Annotated in this window: 13 protein-coding genes; 4 read left to right on the forward strand and 9 right to left on the reverse strand. The window is 68.4% G+C overall.

From position 1 onward, the window contains the following. Positions 1-189: 189 nt before the first annotated feature. Positions 190-2,142 (forward strand): NPCBM/NEW2 domain-containing protein, encoded by a 1,953-nt coding sequence (locus tag IE302_RS15350; RefSeq protein ID WP_191255191.1) that lies wholly within the window; start codon positions 190-192, stop codon positions 2,140-2,142. A 344-nt stretch (positions 2,143-2,486) separates the two neighbouring features. On the opposite strand, the gene IE302_RS15355 is transcribed toward IE302_RS15350, so the two are convergent. The 8 genes from IE302_RS15355 to IE302_RS15390 are packed head-to-tail and all read right to left on the reverse strand — an operon-like array spanning position 2,487 to position 12,185. Beyond that, the gene (locus IE302_RS15355) at positions 2,487-3,182 is read right to left on the reverse strand and encodes a GntR family transcriptional regulator (RefSeq protein WP_191255192.1); all 696 of its coding nucleotides are present in this window, start codon (positions 3,180-3,182) and stop codon (positions 2,487-2,489) included. Between the two features lie 4 nt (positions 3,183-3,186). Next, positions 3,187-3,972: an SDR family NAD(P)-dependent oxidoreductase gene (locus tag IE302_RS15360; RefSeq protein ID WP_191255193.1), complete on the reverse strand. Its 786-nt coding sequence runs from the start codon at positions 3,970-3,972 to the stop codon at positions 3,187-3,189. Positions 3,973-3,974: 2 nt separating this feature from the next. Beyond that, positions 3,975-5,687, reverse strand: a complete 1,713-nt coding sequence (locus IE302_RS15365) for a hydantoinase B/oxoprolinase family protein (RefSeq protein ID WP_191255194.1) — start codon at positions 5,685-5,687, stop codon at positions 3,975-3,977. Then, entirely contained in the window at positions 5,684-7,744 is a 2,061-nt protein-coding gene (locus tag IE302_RS15370) for a hydantoinase/oxoprolinase family protein (protein WP_191255195.1), read from the reverse strand. Before IE302_RS15370 ends, IE302_RS15365 begins: the two co-directional genes overlap by 4 nt. Continuing rightward, positions 7,741-9,372, reverse strand: a complete 1,632-nt coding sequence (locus IE302_RS15375; RefSeq protein WP_191255196.1) for a thiamine pyrophosphate-binding protein — start codon at positions 9,370-9,372, stop codon at positions 7,741-7,743. The genes IE302_RS15370 and IE302_RS15375 overlap by 4 nt, the downstream gene beginning before the upstream one ends. 39 nt (positions 9,373-9,411) lie before the next feature. Further along, positions 9,412-10,038, reverse strand: coding sequence for a pyridoxamine 5'-phosphate oxidase family protein (locus IE302_RS15380; protein ID WP_191255197.1), 627 nt, complete (start codon positions 10,036-10,038; stop codon positions 9,412-9,414). Continuing rightward, positions 10,031-11,188 carry an NAD(P)/FAD-dependent oxidoreductase gene (locus tag IE302_RS15385; protein ID WP_191255198.1) on the reverse strand — a complete coding sequence of 386 codons (1,158 nt, stop codon included), beginning with the start codon at positions 11,186-11,188 and terminating at the stop codon, positions 10,031-10,033. The genes IE302_RS15380 and IE302_RS15385 overlap by 8 nt, the downstream gene beginning before the upstream one ends. Then, positions 11,172-12,185: a glutathione S-transferase family protein gene (locus tag IE302_RS15390; RefSeq protein ID WP_191255199.1), complete on the reverse strand. Its 1,014-nt coding sequence runs from the start codon at positions 12,183-12,185 to the stop codon at positions 11,172-11,174. The genes IE302_RS15385 and IE302_RS15390 overlap by 17 nt, the downstream gene beginning before the upstream one ends. A 96-nt stretch (positions 12,186-12,281) precedes the next feature. Between IE302_RS15390 and IE302_RS15395 the strand changes: the two genes are divergently transcribed. Next, positions 12,282-13,658, forward strand: coding sequence for a WS/DGAT/MGAT family O-acyltransferase (locus IE302_RS15395; RefSeq protein ID WP_191255611.1), 1,377 nt, complete (start codon positions 12,282-12,284; stop codon positions 13,656-13,658). Between the two features lie 72 nt (positions 13,659-13,730). Here IE302_RS15395 and IE302_RS15400 read toward each other — a convergent pair whose 3' ends face one another. Then, positions 13,731-14,717: a PQQ-dependent sugar dehydrogenase gene (locus IE302_RS15400; RefSeq protein WP_191255200.1), complete on the reverse strand. Its 987-nt coding sequence runs from the start codon at positions 14,715-14,717 to the stop codon at positions 13,731-13,733. Positions 14,718-15,056: 339 nt separating this feature from the next. Between IE302_RS15400 and pqqA the strand changes: the two genes are divergently transcribed. Next, on the forward strand, positions 15,057-15,152 hold the full coding sequence (gene pqqA, locus IE302_RS15405; protein WP_007033797.1) for a pyrroloquinoline quinone precursor peptide PqqA: 96 nt from the start codon (positions 15,057-15,059) through the stop codon (positions 15,150-15,152). 103 nt (positions 15,153-15,255) lie between these two features. Then, entirely contained in the window at positions 15,256-15,936 is a 681-nt protein-coding gene (gene pqqC, locus IE302_RS15410) for a pyrroloquinoline-quinone synthase PqqC (protein WP_191255612.1), read from the forward strand. Position 15,937 lies beyond the last annotated feature (1 nt).

The raw sequence follows: 15,937 nt of genomic DNA on the forward strand, positions 1-15,937 counted from the left end.
ATCCTCACCCGGATACGGCCGCGACGCGAACACTCCATCGTGCACAGTTCGCGGCGCAGACCTGTCCGGTCTGTCGGCGCTACCGCCGGTGAATTTCCCACGTCATCCCAACGGCCCTTGACCGGCGCCGGTCGATCCTGTTGTTTGATGATCGGGTTTGTTCAAAGTTGAGCATTCTGGGAGGAACTTATGCGTCGTCTCGCTGGCGCGCTCATCGTCGCTTGCGCGTTCACCGCTCTCTGCACCGTCCCGGCGACAGCCGCCGAAAGCCCGCCCCCACCGGTCGCGACACCGCCGATGGGCTGGAACAGCTGGAACAAGTTCGGCTGCGACATCACCGAAGAGCTGATCCGGGAATCGGCCGACGCCATGGTTTCGTCCGGGATGAAGGCCGCCGGCTACCAGTACGTCAACATCGACGACTGCTGGGCCGAGAAGAACCGCACCCCCGACGGCAAATACGAGCCGCACCGGACACGCTTCCCCAGCGGGATCAAGGCGCTGGCCGACTACGTGCACGGCAAGGGCCTGAAACTCGGCATCTACACCAGCGCCGGCACGGAGACCTGCGCGCGGACCATGCCCGGTTCGCTCGACCACGAAGACGTCGACGCGCGGACCTTCGCCGACTGGGGTGTCGACTACCTCAAGTACGACAACTGCAACAACCAGGGCCGCCCCGCGCTGGAGCGGTACACGAAAATGGGTGAGGCGCTGAAGAAGACCGGCCGCCCGATCGTCTACGCCCTGTGCGAATGGGGCGAGAACAAACCCTGGGAATGGGGCAAGGACGCGAGTGCGCAGCTGTGGCGCACCACCGGCGACATCAGCGACACCTGGTCGAGCATGACGAACCTCCTCGACCAGCAGGTCGGCCTGGAGGGTTACGCCGGACCGGGCGGCTGGAACGACCCGGACATGCTCGAAGTCGGCAACGGCGGCATGACCGACACGGAATACCGCTCGCATTTCGCGCTCTGGTCACTGCTCAACGCCCCCTTGCTGGCGGGCAACGACCTGCGCTCGATGTCCGAGGCGACCAAGAAGATCCTGCTGAACAAGGATCTTCTCGCGGTCGACCAGGACTGGGGCGGCAAGCAGGGCCACAAGGTCCGCGACGACGGCGACACCGAGGTCTGGGCCAAGCCGATGTCCGACGGCTCGAACGTCGTCGTGCTGTTCAACCGCGGCGCCGCGCCGGCGACCGTGTCCGCCACCGCCAAGGACATCGGCGCCCCGGCCTCCTCCGGCTACCGGGTCCGGGATCTGTGGACCGGCGGCGAGACCGAGTCCGCCGGAACCCTGCGGGCCGGACTGCCGAGCCACGGCTCGGCGACGTTCCGCGTCTGGCCGTCCGACCGGCCGCAAGCCGCACCGCATACGACACTTTCCTTGCGGTCCCCCGAGTACATCGCCGCGGACAAGCCGTTCACCACGACGCTGCGGGTGTACAACGACGGGCGGACACCGGTGCGGTCGGGCATGGCGAAACTGACGGTCGGCGCGGGCTGGAAGCCGGACGGCGGTACCGAAGTGCGGATTCCCGCTGTCGCGCCAGGGAAGTCGTGGGAGCGGAGCTGGACAGTGCGCCCGTCGTCCCCCACCGGTGACCGTGTCGAGGTCTCCGGGCGGATCGACTACCGGACGTCATGGGGTGCGCGCTCGTTGACCACGAACGGAAGCGCTCCCCTCGTGAAACCGCCTGCCGCCGGGACGAGCGCGCTGTCGAAAGCGGCGTTCATGGCGGCGGACAACGGCTACGGTCCGGTGGAACGCGGGACCAGCAATGGGGAGTCGAGCGCCGGTGACGGCCACAAGATGAGCGTCGGCGGCGTGACCTACGACGACGGGCTGGGCGTCCACGCGCCGTCGAAGGTCCGGATCTACCTCGGCGGCGGATGCGCGTCGTTCACGTCGTCCGTCGGCGTCGACGACGAGAAGGCCGGGGGCAGCGTGGCTTTCGAGGTCGTCGGGGACGGGAAGCGGCTGGCGAACACCGGCGTGCTCAAGCGCGGCCAGGCGGCGCAGAAGCTTTCCGTTCCGCTGAACGGGGTTCAGGTGCTGGATCTGGTCGTCACCGATGGTGGTGACGGGGTCGATTCCGACCACGCGGACTGGGCGGGCGCCGTTCTGAGCTGCTAGGGCTCGTGAGTGGCGATTCCGGTTCGGATGTTGTGAAAGCCACCTTCGCAACCTTCAACGTTGCGAAAGTGGCTTTCACAACGTGCCGCCCCACCAGATCGCACCGGGCCGAGGGGGTCGTGAGTGGTAAGTGTCGTTCTAACCCCACTTTCCACTCACGACCACCCCGACCCAGTGCGCTCTAACGGGAAGGCGGTGTCGCGAAAGTGGCTTTCGCGACATCCGGAGCCCGTCACGCGAGCGGGCGCCGTTTTCACCTGCTGCCCCCTTCGCGCGCGCTATGAACGGTCCTTTCCTTGCAAAATTTGCAAGGAAAGGACCGTTCATAGCGTTTCCGCCACCACTCACGAACCTCGTCGCTCGTAAGCCGCCAGCAGCTGCTTCTCCGCATCCCGCAGGTACTTCTCCAGCGCCGTCTCCGCGGGCCCGAACCGCCCCCGCTCCAGATCGCGCAGGATCCGCTCGTGCCGCACCAGGAAAGGCTCGAAGAACGCGCGTGTGTTCTCCGCCAGCACGAAGAACAGCCGCGTCTCCGCCAGCACCTGGCGCATCGTCGTGCTGACCCGCTCGCTGTCCGCCAGGTCGCCGACCGCCTGGTGGAAGGCGATGCTCGCGGTCCCGACGGCTTGCCAGTCGCCTTCGTCGGCGGCCGCACGGCCTTGCCGCACGGCGGCCGCGAGAGCGGAAAGATCCACAGTGGACAGTTCGGACGCGCGCCGTAGCGCGCCGCATTCGGTGACCCGCCGCATCACGTACAGATCCGAGATGTCCTGCGCGGTCAGCTCCCGCACGAACACCCCGCGGTTGAGTTCGTGCACCGCGAGCCGCTCGTGCGCCAGCAGCTGGAAGGACTCGCGCAGGGTATTGCGCGAGACACCCAGCGCGGCGCTGATCGACGGTTCGGAAAGCCTCGACCCCGGCGGGAAGACGCCTTCCGTGATGCGCTGTCGCAGGATCTCCGCGACCCGTTCCGCGGTCCCGCTCCGTTCGAGCAGGGGTCTGTCGCGGGCCAGTGTCTCCTCGGCGGCAGGAGTGGGCATGGCGTTACCTGACACCGAGTTCGAAGTCGAGACTGTACCGGTTGCCCGGCATCGCGCCGGCCGCCTTGGCGCCGTCGATCGGGAGCGCGACGCCGTTGATGAACCGCGATTCCTCGCTGGCCAGGAAAACGACGGCCTTCGCGACCTCCCAGGCTTCCCCGACCCGTCCGGCGGGCGTGCTCGCGGTCAAGTGGTGTTGTTTGGCCTCGAATTCCTCGGGTGACGCGAGGGTGCCGCGCAGCATGTCGGTGTCGATGGCGCCCGGGTTGACCGTGTTCGCGCGGATCCCCTGGTGCGCGTGCGCGACGGCGATCGACTTCGTCAGGCCGACCAGCGCGTGCTTGGTGGCGTTGTACACCGGGTCGCCGGGACGGCCCATCACTCCGCCGTTGGACGACGTCGTGATGATGCTGCCCGCCTTGTTCGCGATCATGTGCGGCAGCACCGCGCGCGTGCCGAGGAAGGCCGCGCGCACGTTCAGCGCGAAGATGTTGTCGAATTCCGCCAGCGTGGTGTCGGCCAGCGGCTTGCCGAGGTGGATGCCGACGTTGTTGAACAGCACGTCGATCCGGCCGGTTTCGGCGAGCACGCCGCGCACGAACTCGTCGACCTGGCCTTCGTCGGTGGCGTCCACAAGGGAGTGCGCGGCGCCTTCGACGGGTTCCGCGAGTTCACGGATGTCGCTGGAGAACACGGCCGCGCCTTCGGCGACGAACTCCTTCACGGTGGCGAACCCGATGCCCCTCGCACCGCCGAAGACCACCGCGACCTTGCCTGCCAGCCGACCCATGCTCATCTCTTCCCTCTCGACTCGATCGCCGTGTAGTCCTCCGGAAGCCGCACCAGTGTCCCGGGTTCTCCGTGATAGGTGACTTCGACGCCGTACAGTTCGCGCGCCGCCTCCACCGAGACGTAACCATCGACGACGTCGGCGAGCACGGCCTCCGGCGTCCGGTCGAACGGGTCGCCGTATCCGCCGCCACCGGGCAGGATCACGTCGACGACGTCGTCCGGCCGCAGATTCACCCGGCTCTTCGACGGCAGGCTCGCGCCATCGGAGAGCCCGAACCGGCCGACCGCGCCATCATGCCCCGAGTCCACACCGGACGCAGGACGGAGCACGCGATCCACGTTCCCGTTGACACTCCACGAAATCTCGCCACACGCCGCCATCGACGTCCGCTGGCCAAGGCCGCCGCGCCACCGTCCGGCGCCACCCGAGTCCGTGCGCAGCACGCGTTCACGCTGGACCAGTGGCGCCATCGTCTCGATGACCTCCGTCGGCGTGGACCGCAGCCCGCTCGGGAATCCCGTGGTGTTGAGTCCATCCTTTGTGGACCGTGCGCCGATTCCACCGGTCTGGAAGACGTTGAGCATGAACTCGCGGCCCTCGGCGTCGGTACCGCGCCAGATCGTCATCCACAACGCGTCCGCGCTGTGCGCCAAAGCGTTGCCGGGCAAGGCTTCGTGCAGCGCGGTGAGCAGGAGTGAGGGCAGGAAGTGCCCGATGAGGTGCCGTGACGCGACCGGTGCGGGTGGCGTGCAGTTGAGCACCGATCCCTCCGGCGCGGTGACGTGCACCGGCCGGAACGATCCCGCGTTGTGCGGCACCTCCGGCGAGATGGCCGCCTTGACCGCGAACGAGGCGTACGCCCTGGTGTAATTCAGGACGACGTTGATCCCACGACGGCTCTGCGGCGACGAGCCGGCGAAGTCGAGGTGGATCTCCTCGCCGTCGATGGTCACGGTGACCTTGAGGACGACCTCTTCGTCGTCGAACCCGTCGGTCACCAGTTCGCTGGTGTACGTGCCGTCCGGCAGTTTCGCCAGCGCGTCCCGCAGCGCGCGCTCGGACCGGTTCATGATCTCCGCGGCGACGTCGTCGAGGGTGTCAAGCTGGAATTCCTCCAACAGCCGCACCAGGCTGGCGGCACCGACCTCGTTCCCGGTGACCTGGGCGTACAGATCGCCGATGGTCTCTTCCGGGGTGCGGACGTTCGCGCGGATCAGCAGTTCGAGATCCGCGTTGACCTCACCCTCGCGGAGGAACTTCATGATCGGCAGGCGCAGGCCCTCCTCGAAGACCTCGGTCGCTTCCGCCGAGACCAGCCTTCCGCCGATGTCCGGGGCGTGGCAACAGGAAGCGAACCACGCGACCAGCCGTCCCCGCAGGAACACCGGTGTGGCCACGGTGATGTCGTTGATCTGCCCGGCCGTCTGCCATGGATCGTTGGTGAGCAGGACGTCGCCGGGTTCCAGGGCCCCGGGCGGATACGCGGCGGCGAAGTGGTGCATCCCGGTCGCCATCGCGTTGATGTGGCCGGGGGTCCCGCCGACGGACTGGCCGATCATCTCGCCGCGCGAGTCGAACACCGCGCAGGCCAGATCGAGCGATTCCCGCACCACGGAGGAGAAAGCCGTGTTGACGAGCGCGTTCTGCTGTTCGGCCAGGATCGAGTGCAGCCGGTTTCCCAGTACTCCCACCAGGATCGGGTCCACGCTCACACCGTCACCACCAGACTGGCGTCTTCGCCGACCACGCAGTGCGCACCCGGGGGAACGACCACAGTGGACTCCCGTTCCTCCACGATGGCCGGGCCCTCGACGCGATCACCCGGCTTGAGCCGGTACCGGTCGAACACGGCCGTGTCGACAAAACCACCTTCGGCGGGAAAGTACGCCGGGCGTGTCCCCTTGCGCGCGTCGCCGTCCGCCTCGGCGCCCGCGAGTTTCAGCGTGACCTCCGGTGCGGGACCGCTGGACACGACTCGCCAGTTGAGCACCTCGATCCCGACGTCCGGCCCGGTCCGCCGGTACAGCGTCCGATAGGTCTCGGTGAACGCGTCGATCAGCGACTCCGGCCACTTCCCCGTCTCGACCGGTACCCGGATTTCGTAGCCCTGACCCGAATAGCGCATCTCGGCGATCCTGCGATGCGTCACCCGCGAACCGTCCACACCGGACTTATCCAGCAGTTCCCCGCCCTCGGCCTCCATCTCGGCGAACAGCGCGTCGACCTGGCCCCACGAAAGATCGAGGACCGCGGAACGCGCCGAACGCACGAAATCGAAGGCCAGTGGCGCGGTGAGGAATCCCGCCGCGCTCAGCACCCCGGCCGCCGGAGGGGCGACCACTTCAGGGGCGCCGAGAGCGCGCGCCACGCCGACACCGTGCACCGGTCCGGCGCCGCCGAAGGTGAACATCGGCAGCTTCGCCGGTTCCTTGCCGCGTTCGACGGCGTGGACGCGGGCGGCGTTGGCCATGTCCTCGTTGACGCTGGTGTGGATGCCCCAAGCCGCCTCTTCGACGCTGACGCCGAGCGGAGCGGCGATCTTCGAACGGATCGCCTCGCGTGCGCCCTCGGCGTCCAAAGTCATTCCACCGCCGAGGAAATACCCCGGATCCAGATAGCCGAGCACGAGGTCGGCGTCGGTCACGGTGGGTTCGGTGCCGCCTCGTCCGTAGCAGACCGGGCCGGGCTCGGACCCCGCCGAATCGGGGCCGACGGTGAGCAGGCCGAGCGCGTCGATGCGGGCGATCGAGCCGCCGCCGACACCGATCTCGATCATGTCGGTGACCGGGACCTTGACCGGCAGCCCGGATCCCGGCAGCAGCCGGTACTTCCGGTCCACCTCGAATTCGTGCGTCACCAGCGGCGCGCCGTCGGAGATCATGCACAGTTTCGCCGTCGTGCCACCCATGTCGAAGGCCAGCAGATCGTCGACGCCCGCCGCGGAACCGATCGCGGACGCGGCCAACGCGCCGCCCGCCGGACCGGATTCGAGGATGCGGATCGGGTAGCGCGCGGCCGTGTCGACGGTCGCGATGCCGCCGTTGGACAGCATGATGTGCGGCGACGGCCGGACCCCGGCCTCGTGCAGGCGCCGTTCCAGATCGCGCAGATAGCGTTCGGTGAGGTCCTGGACGTAGACGTTGGCGACCGTGGTGGAAGCGCGTTCGAACTCGCGGATCTCGGGGACGACCTCGCTGGACAGCGCGATCCGCAGCCTCGGCGCGACGTCTTGAAGCACCTCGGCGGCCCGTCGTTCGTGCGCGGAATTGGTGAAGGCGTGCAGGAAACAGATCGCCACGGCGTCGATCCCGCGGGCGTCGAGCTCGCGGCCAAGCCGCGCGACGTATTCTTCGTCCAGTCCCGTGTGGACGGTCCCGTCGGCGAGGATCCGCTCGGGGACGTCGAAGCGCAGGTGGCGCGGGACCAGCGGCGTCGGCAGTTCGATGAGCAGGTCGTACAGCTCGTACCGATGTTCACGCCGCATCTCCAGCACGTCACGGAAACCGGCGGTCGCCAGCAGCGCGGTGCGCGCTCCCTTGCGTTCGATGAGCGCGTTCGTGACCAGTGTCGTGCCGTGCACGAACTGCTCGACGTCGCCCGCGTCCAGCCCCGCTTCGGCGAGCGTCCTTTTCAAGCCTTCTTCGACGGCGCGGGCGGGTTCGTCGTGTGTCGTCAGCACTTTGCCGACGGCGACGACCCCGGTCTCGTCGAGCACGCAGAGATCGGTGAACGTGCCGCCGATGTCCACGCCGACGCGGAGCGCGGTCACGAAGAACCCTTGCGGTACCAGCGCGGCGAGGTGTTCAGCGGCGGCGCCATCTTCGCGCGGACGACCAGGATGTTCGGCTCGTCGGACTCGACGAACTCGCCGAGCAGCCGCCGGAACGCGCGCCCGAAGCCGGAGACGCGATCCGCGTGCACGCCGAAAGACCTGGCCAGGCCGACGAAATCGGGGCTGTCCCAGTCGACGCCCCGGCGTGGCAGCCCGGCCCGGTCCTGGTCGTAGCGCAGCATCCCGTAACCGCCGTCGTCGACGACGATCGTCGTGACCGGCAGCTGTTCCTGCGCCAGCGTGTGGAGATCACCGCAGCCGAACAGGAAACCACCGTCACCGGTGACACAGATCGCGCGGCCGGCGCCCGCGGCGGCCGCGCCGAGCGCGGCCGGGAACCCGTAGCCGAGCGTTCCCCAGCCCATCGGATAGGCGAGCTTGCGCGGGGCGCGGACCCGGTGGAACCCGCCGATCCAGTACCCGGCCACGCACATGTCCGCGACCACGACGGCGTCGGGCGGCAACACTTCGTCCAAAGTGGACAGAAGATCGGCGGCCTGCGGCTCCTCTTCCCTGATCCGCCGCCGGACCCGGGCGGAGACCTTGGCGAGCCTGCCGACGAGGGCCGCTATCCCGGCCCGTTCCTCGACTTTCAGCGCCTCGGTGAGCACTTTGGCGTCCCCGACCAGCGTGATGTCCGGCTGGTAGTTCTTGGCCGCGTCGTCCGGGTCGACGTTGATCGCGATGAGCTTCTTCGGCTGCGGCATCAGCCAGTTCTGCGTCATCAGGCCGTCGAAGTCGGTGCCGATGGCGAGGACGACGTCGGCCTCGTCCCACAGCGCGCCGACCTCGGGCGCGTGCACCGGGTTCGGGGCGAGACAGGGGTGGTCGACCGACAGGAGCCCGCGCGCGCCGAAGGTGGTGAGCACCGGGGCGGCCAGCCGTTCGGCGAGTTTCCCGATCGCCTCGCCCGCCTCGGCGCGCAGCGCTCCGCCTCCCGCCCAGATCAGCGGCTTGTCGGCGGCCGCCAGCAGCGCCTCGGCCTCGGTGAGATCCGGGATCTCGGACGGCCGGGCGTGCGACCTCGGCGGACGGCGGGCGGGCGTCCGCTCCGACAGGAAGTCGGTGGGGATGCCGAGGTAGACGGGGCCGCTCTGCGGCTGGAGCGCGAGCCGGGCGGCGCGGTGGAGGGTGGCGGCGACCTGGTCTGCGCTCGGGACGGTGAACCCGGCCTTGGTGACCGGCGCGAACATCGCCTGCTGGTCCGACGTCTCGTGCAGTACGCCGCGGACCACGCCGGGCCGCCGCAGCGTGGACGGGATGTCGGTCGCGATGATCAGCACGGGCGCGGCCGAAGCCATGGCCTCGCCGACGGCGGCGAGCGTGTTCGCCGCGCCGGGTCCCGTGGTCACGAGCGCGACGCCGAGCTTCCCCGTCGCGCGGGCGTACCCGTCGGCCGCGTATCCGGCCGTCTGCTCGTGCCGGACCCCGACGAGCCGGATGTCCGTATCGGCCAGCGCCTCCCATAACGGCAGGTTGTGCACCCCGGGGAGACCGAAGACGACTTCGGTCCCCAGAGCGGTCAGCGCGTCGGCCAGATGCTGGGCTCCGGTGGGTGAAGGCACCTCGCCGATAGTGCCAGATCGTTCAACGATCCAGCAACGTCAGTAGAGCCCCGATGCGTACCGGCCCGGCTCGTAGTACGCCTCAAGGTCGGCCATGCTCTCCTCCGGGCGCTCGAAGGTCTTCGCGATCGCCGCGCGCGACGGTATCGCGTCGGGCCTCCAGCTCTCGGGCGACCAGAGCTTCGACCGCATGAACGCCTTCTGGCAGTGGTGGAAGATCTCGTCGATGTCGACCACCAGCGCGAGCTCCGGCCTGCTGCCCTTCACGATCATGTCGTCGAAGAACGGTGCCTCCCGCACGAGCCGCGCGCGGCCGTTGATCCGCAGCGTGTCGCCGCGGCCCGGGATCAGGTAGATCAGCCCGACGTGCGGATTCGACAGGACGTTGTGGAAGCCGTCGGCGCGCCGGTTGCCGGGACGCTCCGGGATCGCGATCCGCGTGTCGTCCAGCACCAGCGTGAACCCGGCCGGATCGCCCTTCGGCGAGACGTCGCAGGTGCCGTCCGCCGCCGACGTCGCGATCAGCACGAACGGCGACTCCGCGAGCCACCGCCGGTCCAGCTCGTGCAGCTTCGGCCGCGCCTTGTTCGCCGTGCGCTCCAGCGGTGGCGGCAGGATCTCGCGCAGCTCGGCGACGGTGGTGACCTCGACGAAATCGTCAGACAATGTTGTGCTCCCTCGTCACGGCCCGGTCGCCGTCGAAGCGGCGGACGTCGAGCCCGGTGATGTCGATGGCCGGGACCCGCCCCAGGTAGAGGTCCCGTACGAGCTCCCCCACGGCCGGCCCCATCTGGAACCCGTGTCCCGAGAATCCGGTCGCGTAGAAGAACCTCGACAGATGGACGCTCTCCCCCACGATCTGATTGCGATCCGGCGTGACCTCGTATAGCCCGGCCCACCCGCCGCGGATCCCCGCGTCGAGCACGGCGGGCACCCGCCGCGCGGCGATCTCGGCGAGCTTCGGCAGCCAGTCGCCCGGCTGGTACCGGGTGTCGAAGCCCGGGTCGCCGTCACCGTCGCAGAAGGACATCGCCAGGCCGAGACCCTCGCGGTGGAAGTAGAACGCCGACGGCATCTCGATGGTCAGCGGCACCGACGCGGGCAGGTCCGCGACCGGGCCGGTGAACACGACCTGCCGCCGGAACGGCCGCACCGGGAGGTCGACACCGGCGAGCTCGCCGATCCGCCCCGACCACGCGCCCGCCGCGCAGACCACGGCGTTCGTCCGCACGAAACCGTCGCTGGTCCGCACGCCCGTGATCTCGTCGCCGTCACGTTCGATGCCGACGACCTCGACGCCGGTCTTCAGCACCGCGCCGTGCCCGCGGGCGGCCCGCGCGTAGCCCTGGACCGCCGAATCCGGGGTGGCCTTGGCGTCGTCCGGCGACCACAGCGCCGCGACCACGCCTTCGCTGTCGACCAGTGGGGAGAACCGCCGCGCTTCGGCGGGCTCGACGAGCCGGCTGCGGACGCCGTAGGAGTTCTGCAACGCGGCGCAGCGTTCGAATTCGGGCAGATCCGCGGGGTCGGTGACCAGATACAGGTAGCCGTCGCGGCGGAAGTCGATCTCGGTCCCGTACGTCTGTGAGAAGGAGGCGTACTCGGCCAGCCCGCGCAGCCCGATCTCGATGTTGACGTTCGTGGTGAACGACGACCGGATCCCGCCCGCCGCCTTCGCCGTCGAGCCCCCGCCCAGGCTGTCGCGTTCGAGCAGCAGCACCGAGACGCCTGCCGCGGCGAGCCGGTACGCGCAGCTGACCCCGATGATGCCGCCGCCGATCACGACGACGTCGGTGCGTTCAGGAAGTGGCTCCATCCGTGTTCCCGATCCGTTCGTCCTCGGGCGGCGGTCCCGGCGGCGTGCCGTCGCCGAACGGGCGCCCGCCCAGCTGCTCCCGGTGATGCGGCGTCGTCCAGCCGGACAGGTCCGGTCCCAAGGGGACGATCCGCGTCGGGTTCACCTGCGCGTGCACCTCGTGGTAATGCCGCTTGATGTGGTCGAAGTCGACGGTGTCGCCGAACCCCGGAGTTTGGAAGAGGTCACGGGCGTAGGCCCACAGCACCGGCTGCTCGGTCAGTTTGTTCCGGTTGCACTTGAAGTGTCCGTGGTAGACGGAATCGAAGCGGACAAGCGTGGTGAACAACCGGATGTCCGCTTCGGTGATCGTGTCGCCGACGAGGTAGCGCTGCCTTTCGAGCCGGTCGGAAAGCGCGTCCAGCATGGCGAAAAGCCGGTGGAACGCGTCGTCGTACGCTCCCTGTTTGGTCGCGAACCCGGCCTGGTAGACGGCGGCGTTCACGTCGGCGAAGACACCGGCGTTGACGTCGTCGATCTCGCCGCGCAGCCGCTCGGGGTAGAGGTCGGGCGCGCCGGACCGGTGGAGGCTGGTCCATTCGGTGGAAAAATCGAGCGTGATCCGCGGATAGTCGTTGCTCACCAGCCATCCGCTCGGAATGTCCACAATGGCCGGAACGCTGATCCCGCCCATGTAGTGCGGATCGGCCGCGTGATAGGCCTCGGCCAGGTATTTGATGCCCAGTACCGGGTCCCGGTCACCGGGATCGAGGGTGAAGCGCCAGCTCTTGTCGTCCTGGATCGGGTCGGCCACGGCCACGCTCAGCGCGGACTCGAGCCCGAGCAGCCGCCGGACGATCAGCCCCCGGCTCGCCCAGGGACAGGCCCGGCTGACCACCAGCCGGTACCTCCCCGCCTCCACCGGCCAGCCGTCACGGCCGTCGGCGGTGATACGCGCGTCGAAATGGTTGGCGGACCGACGGAACTCTCCGGTCCGCGGATCGGTCGGGATCGTCATGTGAGCCACCCTAAAGCGTGAGAAGGTGGTTTCGGTGTGCGTAGACTCTGGCACCCGGCGTGCTCGCACGCCGCCGCGCGGAAGGTGGTCCCGACGATGCCGTTCATGCCCGTGACCGATTCGATGTTCCTTCTCGTGGAAACGCGCGAACATCCGATGCACGTCGGCGGTCTGCAGTTGTTCAAGAAGCCCGAGGACGCCGGGCCGGACTACCTGCGGGACCTTCGCCGGAAACTGCTCGATTCCGACAACATGCGCGACGTGTTCCGCCGTCGTCCCGCCCGGCCGGTCAACACCGCGGGCCACGTCGCCTGGGCGACGGACAACGACCTCGAACTCGATTACCACTTCCGCCATTCGGCGCTGCCCCAGCCGGGCCGGATCCGCGAGCTGCTGGAACTGACCGGGCGCTGGCACAGCACCCTGCTCGACAGGCACCGCCCGCTGTGGGAGATCCACCTGGTGGAGGGTCTGCAGGACGGCCGGTTCGCGATCTACAGCAAGATCCACCACGCCCTGATGGACGGCGTCTCGGCGCTGCGTCATCTGCAGGGCACGCTGTCGGACGACCCTGCCGACCTCGACTGCCCGCCGCCGTGGGGCCGGCGGCCCAGGCCGGACGGCGGCCGCAACGGCAAGGCGTCGCCCTCGGTCCTCAGCACCTTCGGCAAGACGGTCAACCAGCTGGCAGGCATCGCGCCCGCCGCGATGAAGGTGGCGCGGGAGGCGTTCCAGGAACACACGCTCACGCTGCCGGCGCAAGCGCCGAAGACGATGCTGAACGTGCCGATCGGCGGGGCCCGCCGGTTCGCCGCGCAGTCCTGGTCGCTGGACCGGGTGCGCAAGGTGGCGACCGCCGCCGGGGTGTCGCGCAACGACGTCGTCCTCGCGATGTGCTCGGGCGCGCTGCGGGACTACCTGATCGAACAGAACTCGCTCCCCGACACGCCGCTGACCGCGATGGTCCCGGTTTCCCTGCGGCGCAAGGACAGCGGGGACGCGGCGGGCAACAACATCGGCGCGCTGCTGTGCAACCTCGCCACCCACCTGACCGACCCGGCCGCCCGGCTCGCGACGATCAACGCGTCCATGCGGAACGGCAAGAAGCTGTTCTCGGAACTGACCCCGCTGCAGACGCTGCTGCTGTCCGGGATCAACGTCGCCCAGCTCGGCGTGTCCCCGATCCCGGGCTTCGTGAACAACACGAAACCGCCGTTCAACCTGGTGATCTCCAATGTGCCGGGGCCGCGCAAGCAGATGTACTGGAACGGCGCGTCGCTCGACGGCATCTACCCGGCGTCCGTGCTGCTCGACGGGCAGGCGCTGAACATCACGCTGACCAGCAACGGGGACAACCTGGACTTCGGCGTCACCGGCTGCCGCCGGAGCGTCCCGCACCTGCAGCGCATCCTGACCCACCTGGACACCGCGCTCGCCGAGCTGGAACACGCGGTATCGATTGGGCGCGGCTGACCCCGCATTTCGTCCTCTGGATGCGGTCCTTGCGTGTGCAAGTACCGCATCCAGAGGACGAATTGCCTGGGGTCAGCTGCCGTCGGAGACGTAGATGGCGCCCGGGGTGATCGTGTACAGCTGCCCGTCCGGACCGGCGGTCGCGTCACGCGTGCGGCCGAGGTTGGTCCAGAGCTTGCCGCCGTTGCCGTTCAGGTCGAGCTTGAACGTGCCGCCCTTGAGCGAAGCCATGTACAGCGAGCCCTTGTACGCCGCCAGCCCGCTCGGCGTCGCCGAAGACGTCGGCCACGCCTTGACCGGGTTGGTCATCCCCGCCGTGGTGCACGGGCCCTCGCAGGTCGGCCAGCCGTAGTTCTTGCCCGGTTCGATCTTGTTCAGCTCGTCGAGCTTGTTCGCACCGATGTCGGACACGTACAGCTGCCCGTTCGCCCAGGTCAGGCCCTGGACGTTGCGGTGGCCGTAGGAGTAGACGCGGCTGTTGAACGGGTTGCCCGGCGCGGGCGCGCCGTCGGTGGTGACGCGCAGGACCTTGCCGCCGAGGGAGTTCTTGTTCTGCGCGTTGGCGCCGTTCTGGCCGTCGCCGGTACCCGCGTAGAGGTAGCCGTCGGGGCCGAACCTGATCCGCCCGCCGTGGTGGAAGTTCGCGCCACGCGGGATACCGGTGACGATCGGCGTCGGCGTCTGGCCCAGCTTCAGCTTGGCGATCCGGTTGTCGGAGCTGGTCGTGTAGTAGATGAAGACCGTCTGGTCAGTGGCGTATTTCGGCGAGACCGCGATGCCGAGCAGCCCCGCCTCCGGGGTGACGCTGACCCCGGGAATGGTCTGGACCGTGGTGACCTTGCCCGCCTTGTCGATCTTGCTGATCGTCTTGGCGTCTTTCTGCGTGAAGAGACCGGTGCCGTCGGGCAGGAAATCGATCGACCAGGCCTGGTTGAGGCCGCTCGCGATCTGTTTGATCGCCTGGACCGACGGCACTTCGCTCGCCGCGGCCGGACCGGCCACGATCGACGCGGCCGTCGCGGCGGCGAACGCGGTGGTGAGAGTACGACGTAAGGACATAAGACGCCTCCTTCAGCTACACCCCTGGAGCTCGGATGGCGGCGGACGACGGGCGGTCGGGGTGCACCCGTCGCGTTGGATACAAACACACCGCGAGTGGAAACGGACACCACTGGACGGGCTAAGGAAAGCGTTTACCTTCCCGCGCCGTATGCGCCGAGCGTGACGATCGGGGCAGCTCGATCGGCCGTAGGTAGGAAACCTTACAAATGGCCGGCGAAACTTGGACCTTACGTCTGGTCAGAATCGTCGGCCCGCTTCTAGGGTGGCGGGGCTCGGCCCGGTTCTTTCCCATGTGGACGTTCCGGGGATTGGCGTCAGCGATCCGAGGAGTAGGAAATGATCGAAACCATCGAGGTATGGACCACGCCGGACTTCGTCGAGTACGAAACTCCCATGGAGGTCACCGCATACGCGGCGCGTATGGAGGACTGATTTCCCACTCGGTGGTGGGGGCCGTCCCCCACCACCGTGCCGCCGTCCCGATCAGTGAGCCGTTGGAGGCAGCACCGTGTCTCTTTCCCTTTCCGCCGCGCCGATGTCGCCGCCGGAATTCGTCGCGGCCTTGCGTGGTCTTTCTCACCGCTATTGGGGTACTCATCCCTTCCATCGGCGGATGCACGGCGGCGAGCTGTCCGAGTACGAACTGAAGGTCTGGGCCGCGAACCGCTGGTACTACCAGTGTGTCCTCCCGCAGAAGGACGCCGCGATCATCAGCAACTGCCCGGTGCCCGAAATACGCCGGGAATGGCTCGACCGGATCGTCTATCACGACGGGACGGAAGCCGGGGACGGCGGAATCGAGCGCTGGCTCCGTTTGTGCACCGCGGTCGGGCTAGACCGCGAAGAGGTTCTCGATCAGCGGCACGTCGCCCCCGGTGTCCGGTTCGCCGTCGACGCCTATGTGAATTTCGCCCGCACGAAACCCTGGCTCGAAGCGGTCGCTTCGGGACTGACCGAAATGTTCGCCGGTCATCTCATGCAACGGCGGGTCGCCGACATGCTGGCGAACTACTCGTGGATCGCACCGGAAGACCTCTCCTATTTCACGAATCGCATCGACAAGGTCTCCGGCGAAGGCAAGGGGACACTCGACATCGTCGTGCGGCACGCCGTCACCCGCGAACACCAGGAGAAGGCGATCGCCGCGCTGTCGTTCAAGACCGACGTGCTCTGGTCCATGCTCGACGCCATCGAGCGCGCCGCGGCCAAGGAGTAGC

It is taken from the genome of Amycolatopsis oliviviridis (assembly GCF_014654365.1).
Taxonomy (GTDB): domain Bacteria; phylum Actinomycetota; class Actinomycetes; order Mycobacteriales; family Pseudonocardiaceae; genus Amycolatopsis; species Amycolatopsis oliviviridis.

What these genes read in the sequence shown, in the direction of transcription:
- IE302_RS15350 (WP_191255191.1), top strand. Translation starts at nt 190, where the DNA reads ATGCGTCGTCTCGCTGGCGCGCTCATCGTCGCTTGCGCGTTCACCGCT.
- IE302_RS15355 (WP_191255192.1), bottom strand. Translation starts at nt 3,182, where the DNA reads ATGCCCACTCCTGCCGCCGAGGAGACACTGGCCCGCGACAGACCCCTG.
- IE302_RS15360 (WP_191255193.1), bottom strand. Translation starts at nt 3,972, where the DNA reads ATGGGTCGGCTGGCAGGCAAGGTCGCGGTGGTCTTCGGCGGTGCGAGG.
- IE302_RS15385 (WP_191255198.1), bottom strand. Translation starts at nt 11,188, where the DNA reads ATGGAGCCACTTCCTGAACGCACCGACGTCGTCGTGATCGGCGGCGGC.
- IE302_RS15390 (WP_191255199.1), bottom strand. Translation starts at nt 12,185, where the DNA reads ATGACGATCCCGACCGATCCGCGGACCGGAGAGTTCCGTCGGTCCGCC.
- IE302_RS15395 (WP_191255611.1), top strand. Translation starts at nt 12,282, where the DNA reads ATGCCGTTCATGCCCGTGACCGATTCGATGTTCCTTCTCGTGGAAACG.
- IE302_RS15400 (WP_191255200.1), bottom strand. Translation starts at nt 14,717, where the DNA reads ATGTCCTTACGTCGTACTCTCACCACCGCGTTCGCCGCCGCGACGGCC.
- pqqA (WP_007033797.1), top strand. Translation starts at nt 15,057, where the DNA reads ATGATCGAAACCATCGAGGTATGGACCACGCCGGACTTCGTCGAGTAC.
- pqqC (WP_191255612.1), top strand. Translation starts at nt 15,256, where the DNA reads ATGTCGCCGCCGGAATTCGTCGCGGCCTTGCGTGGTCTTTCTCACCGC.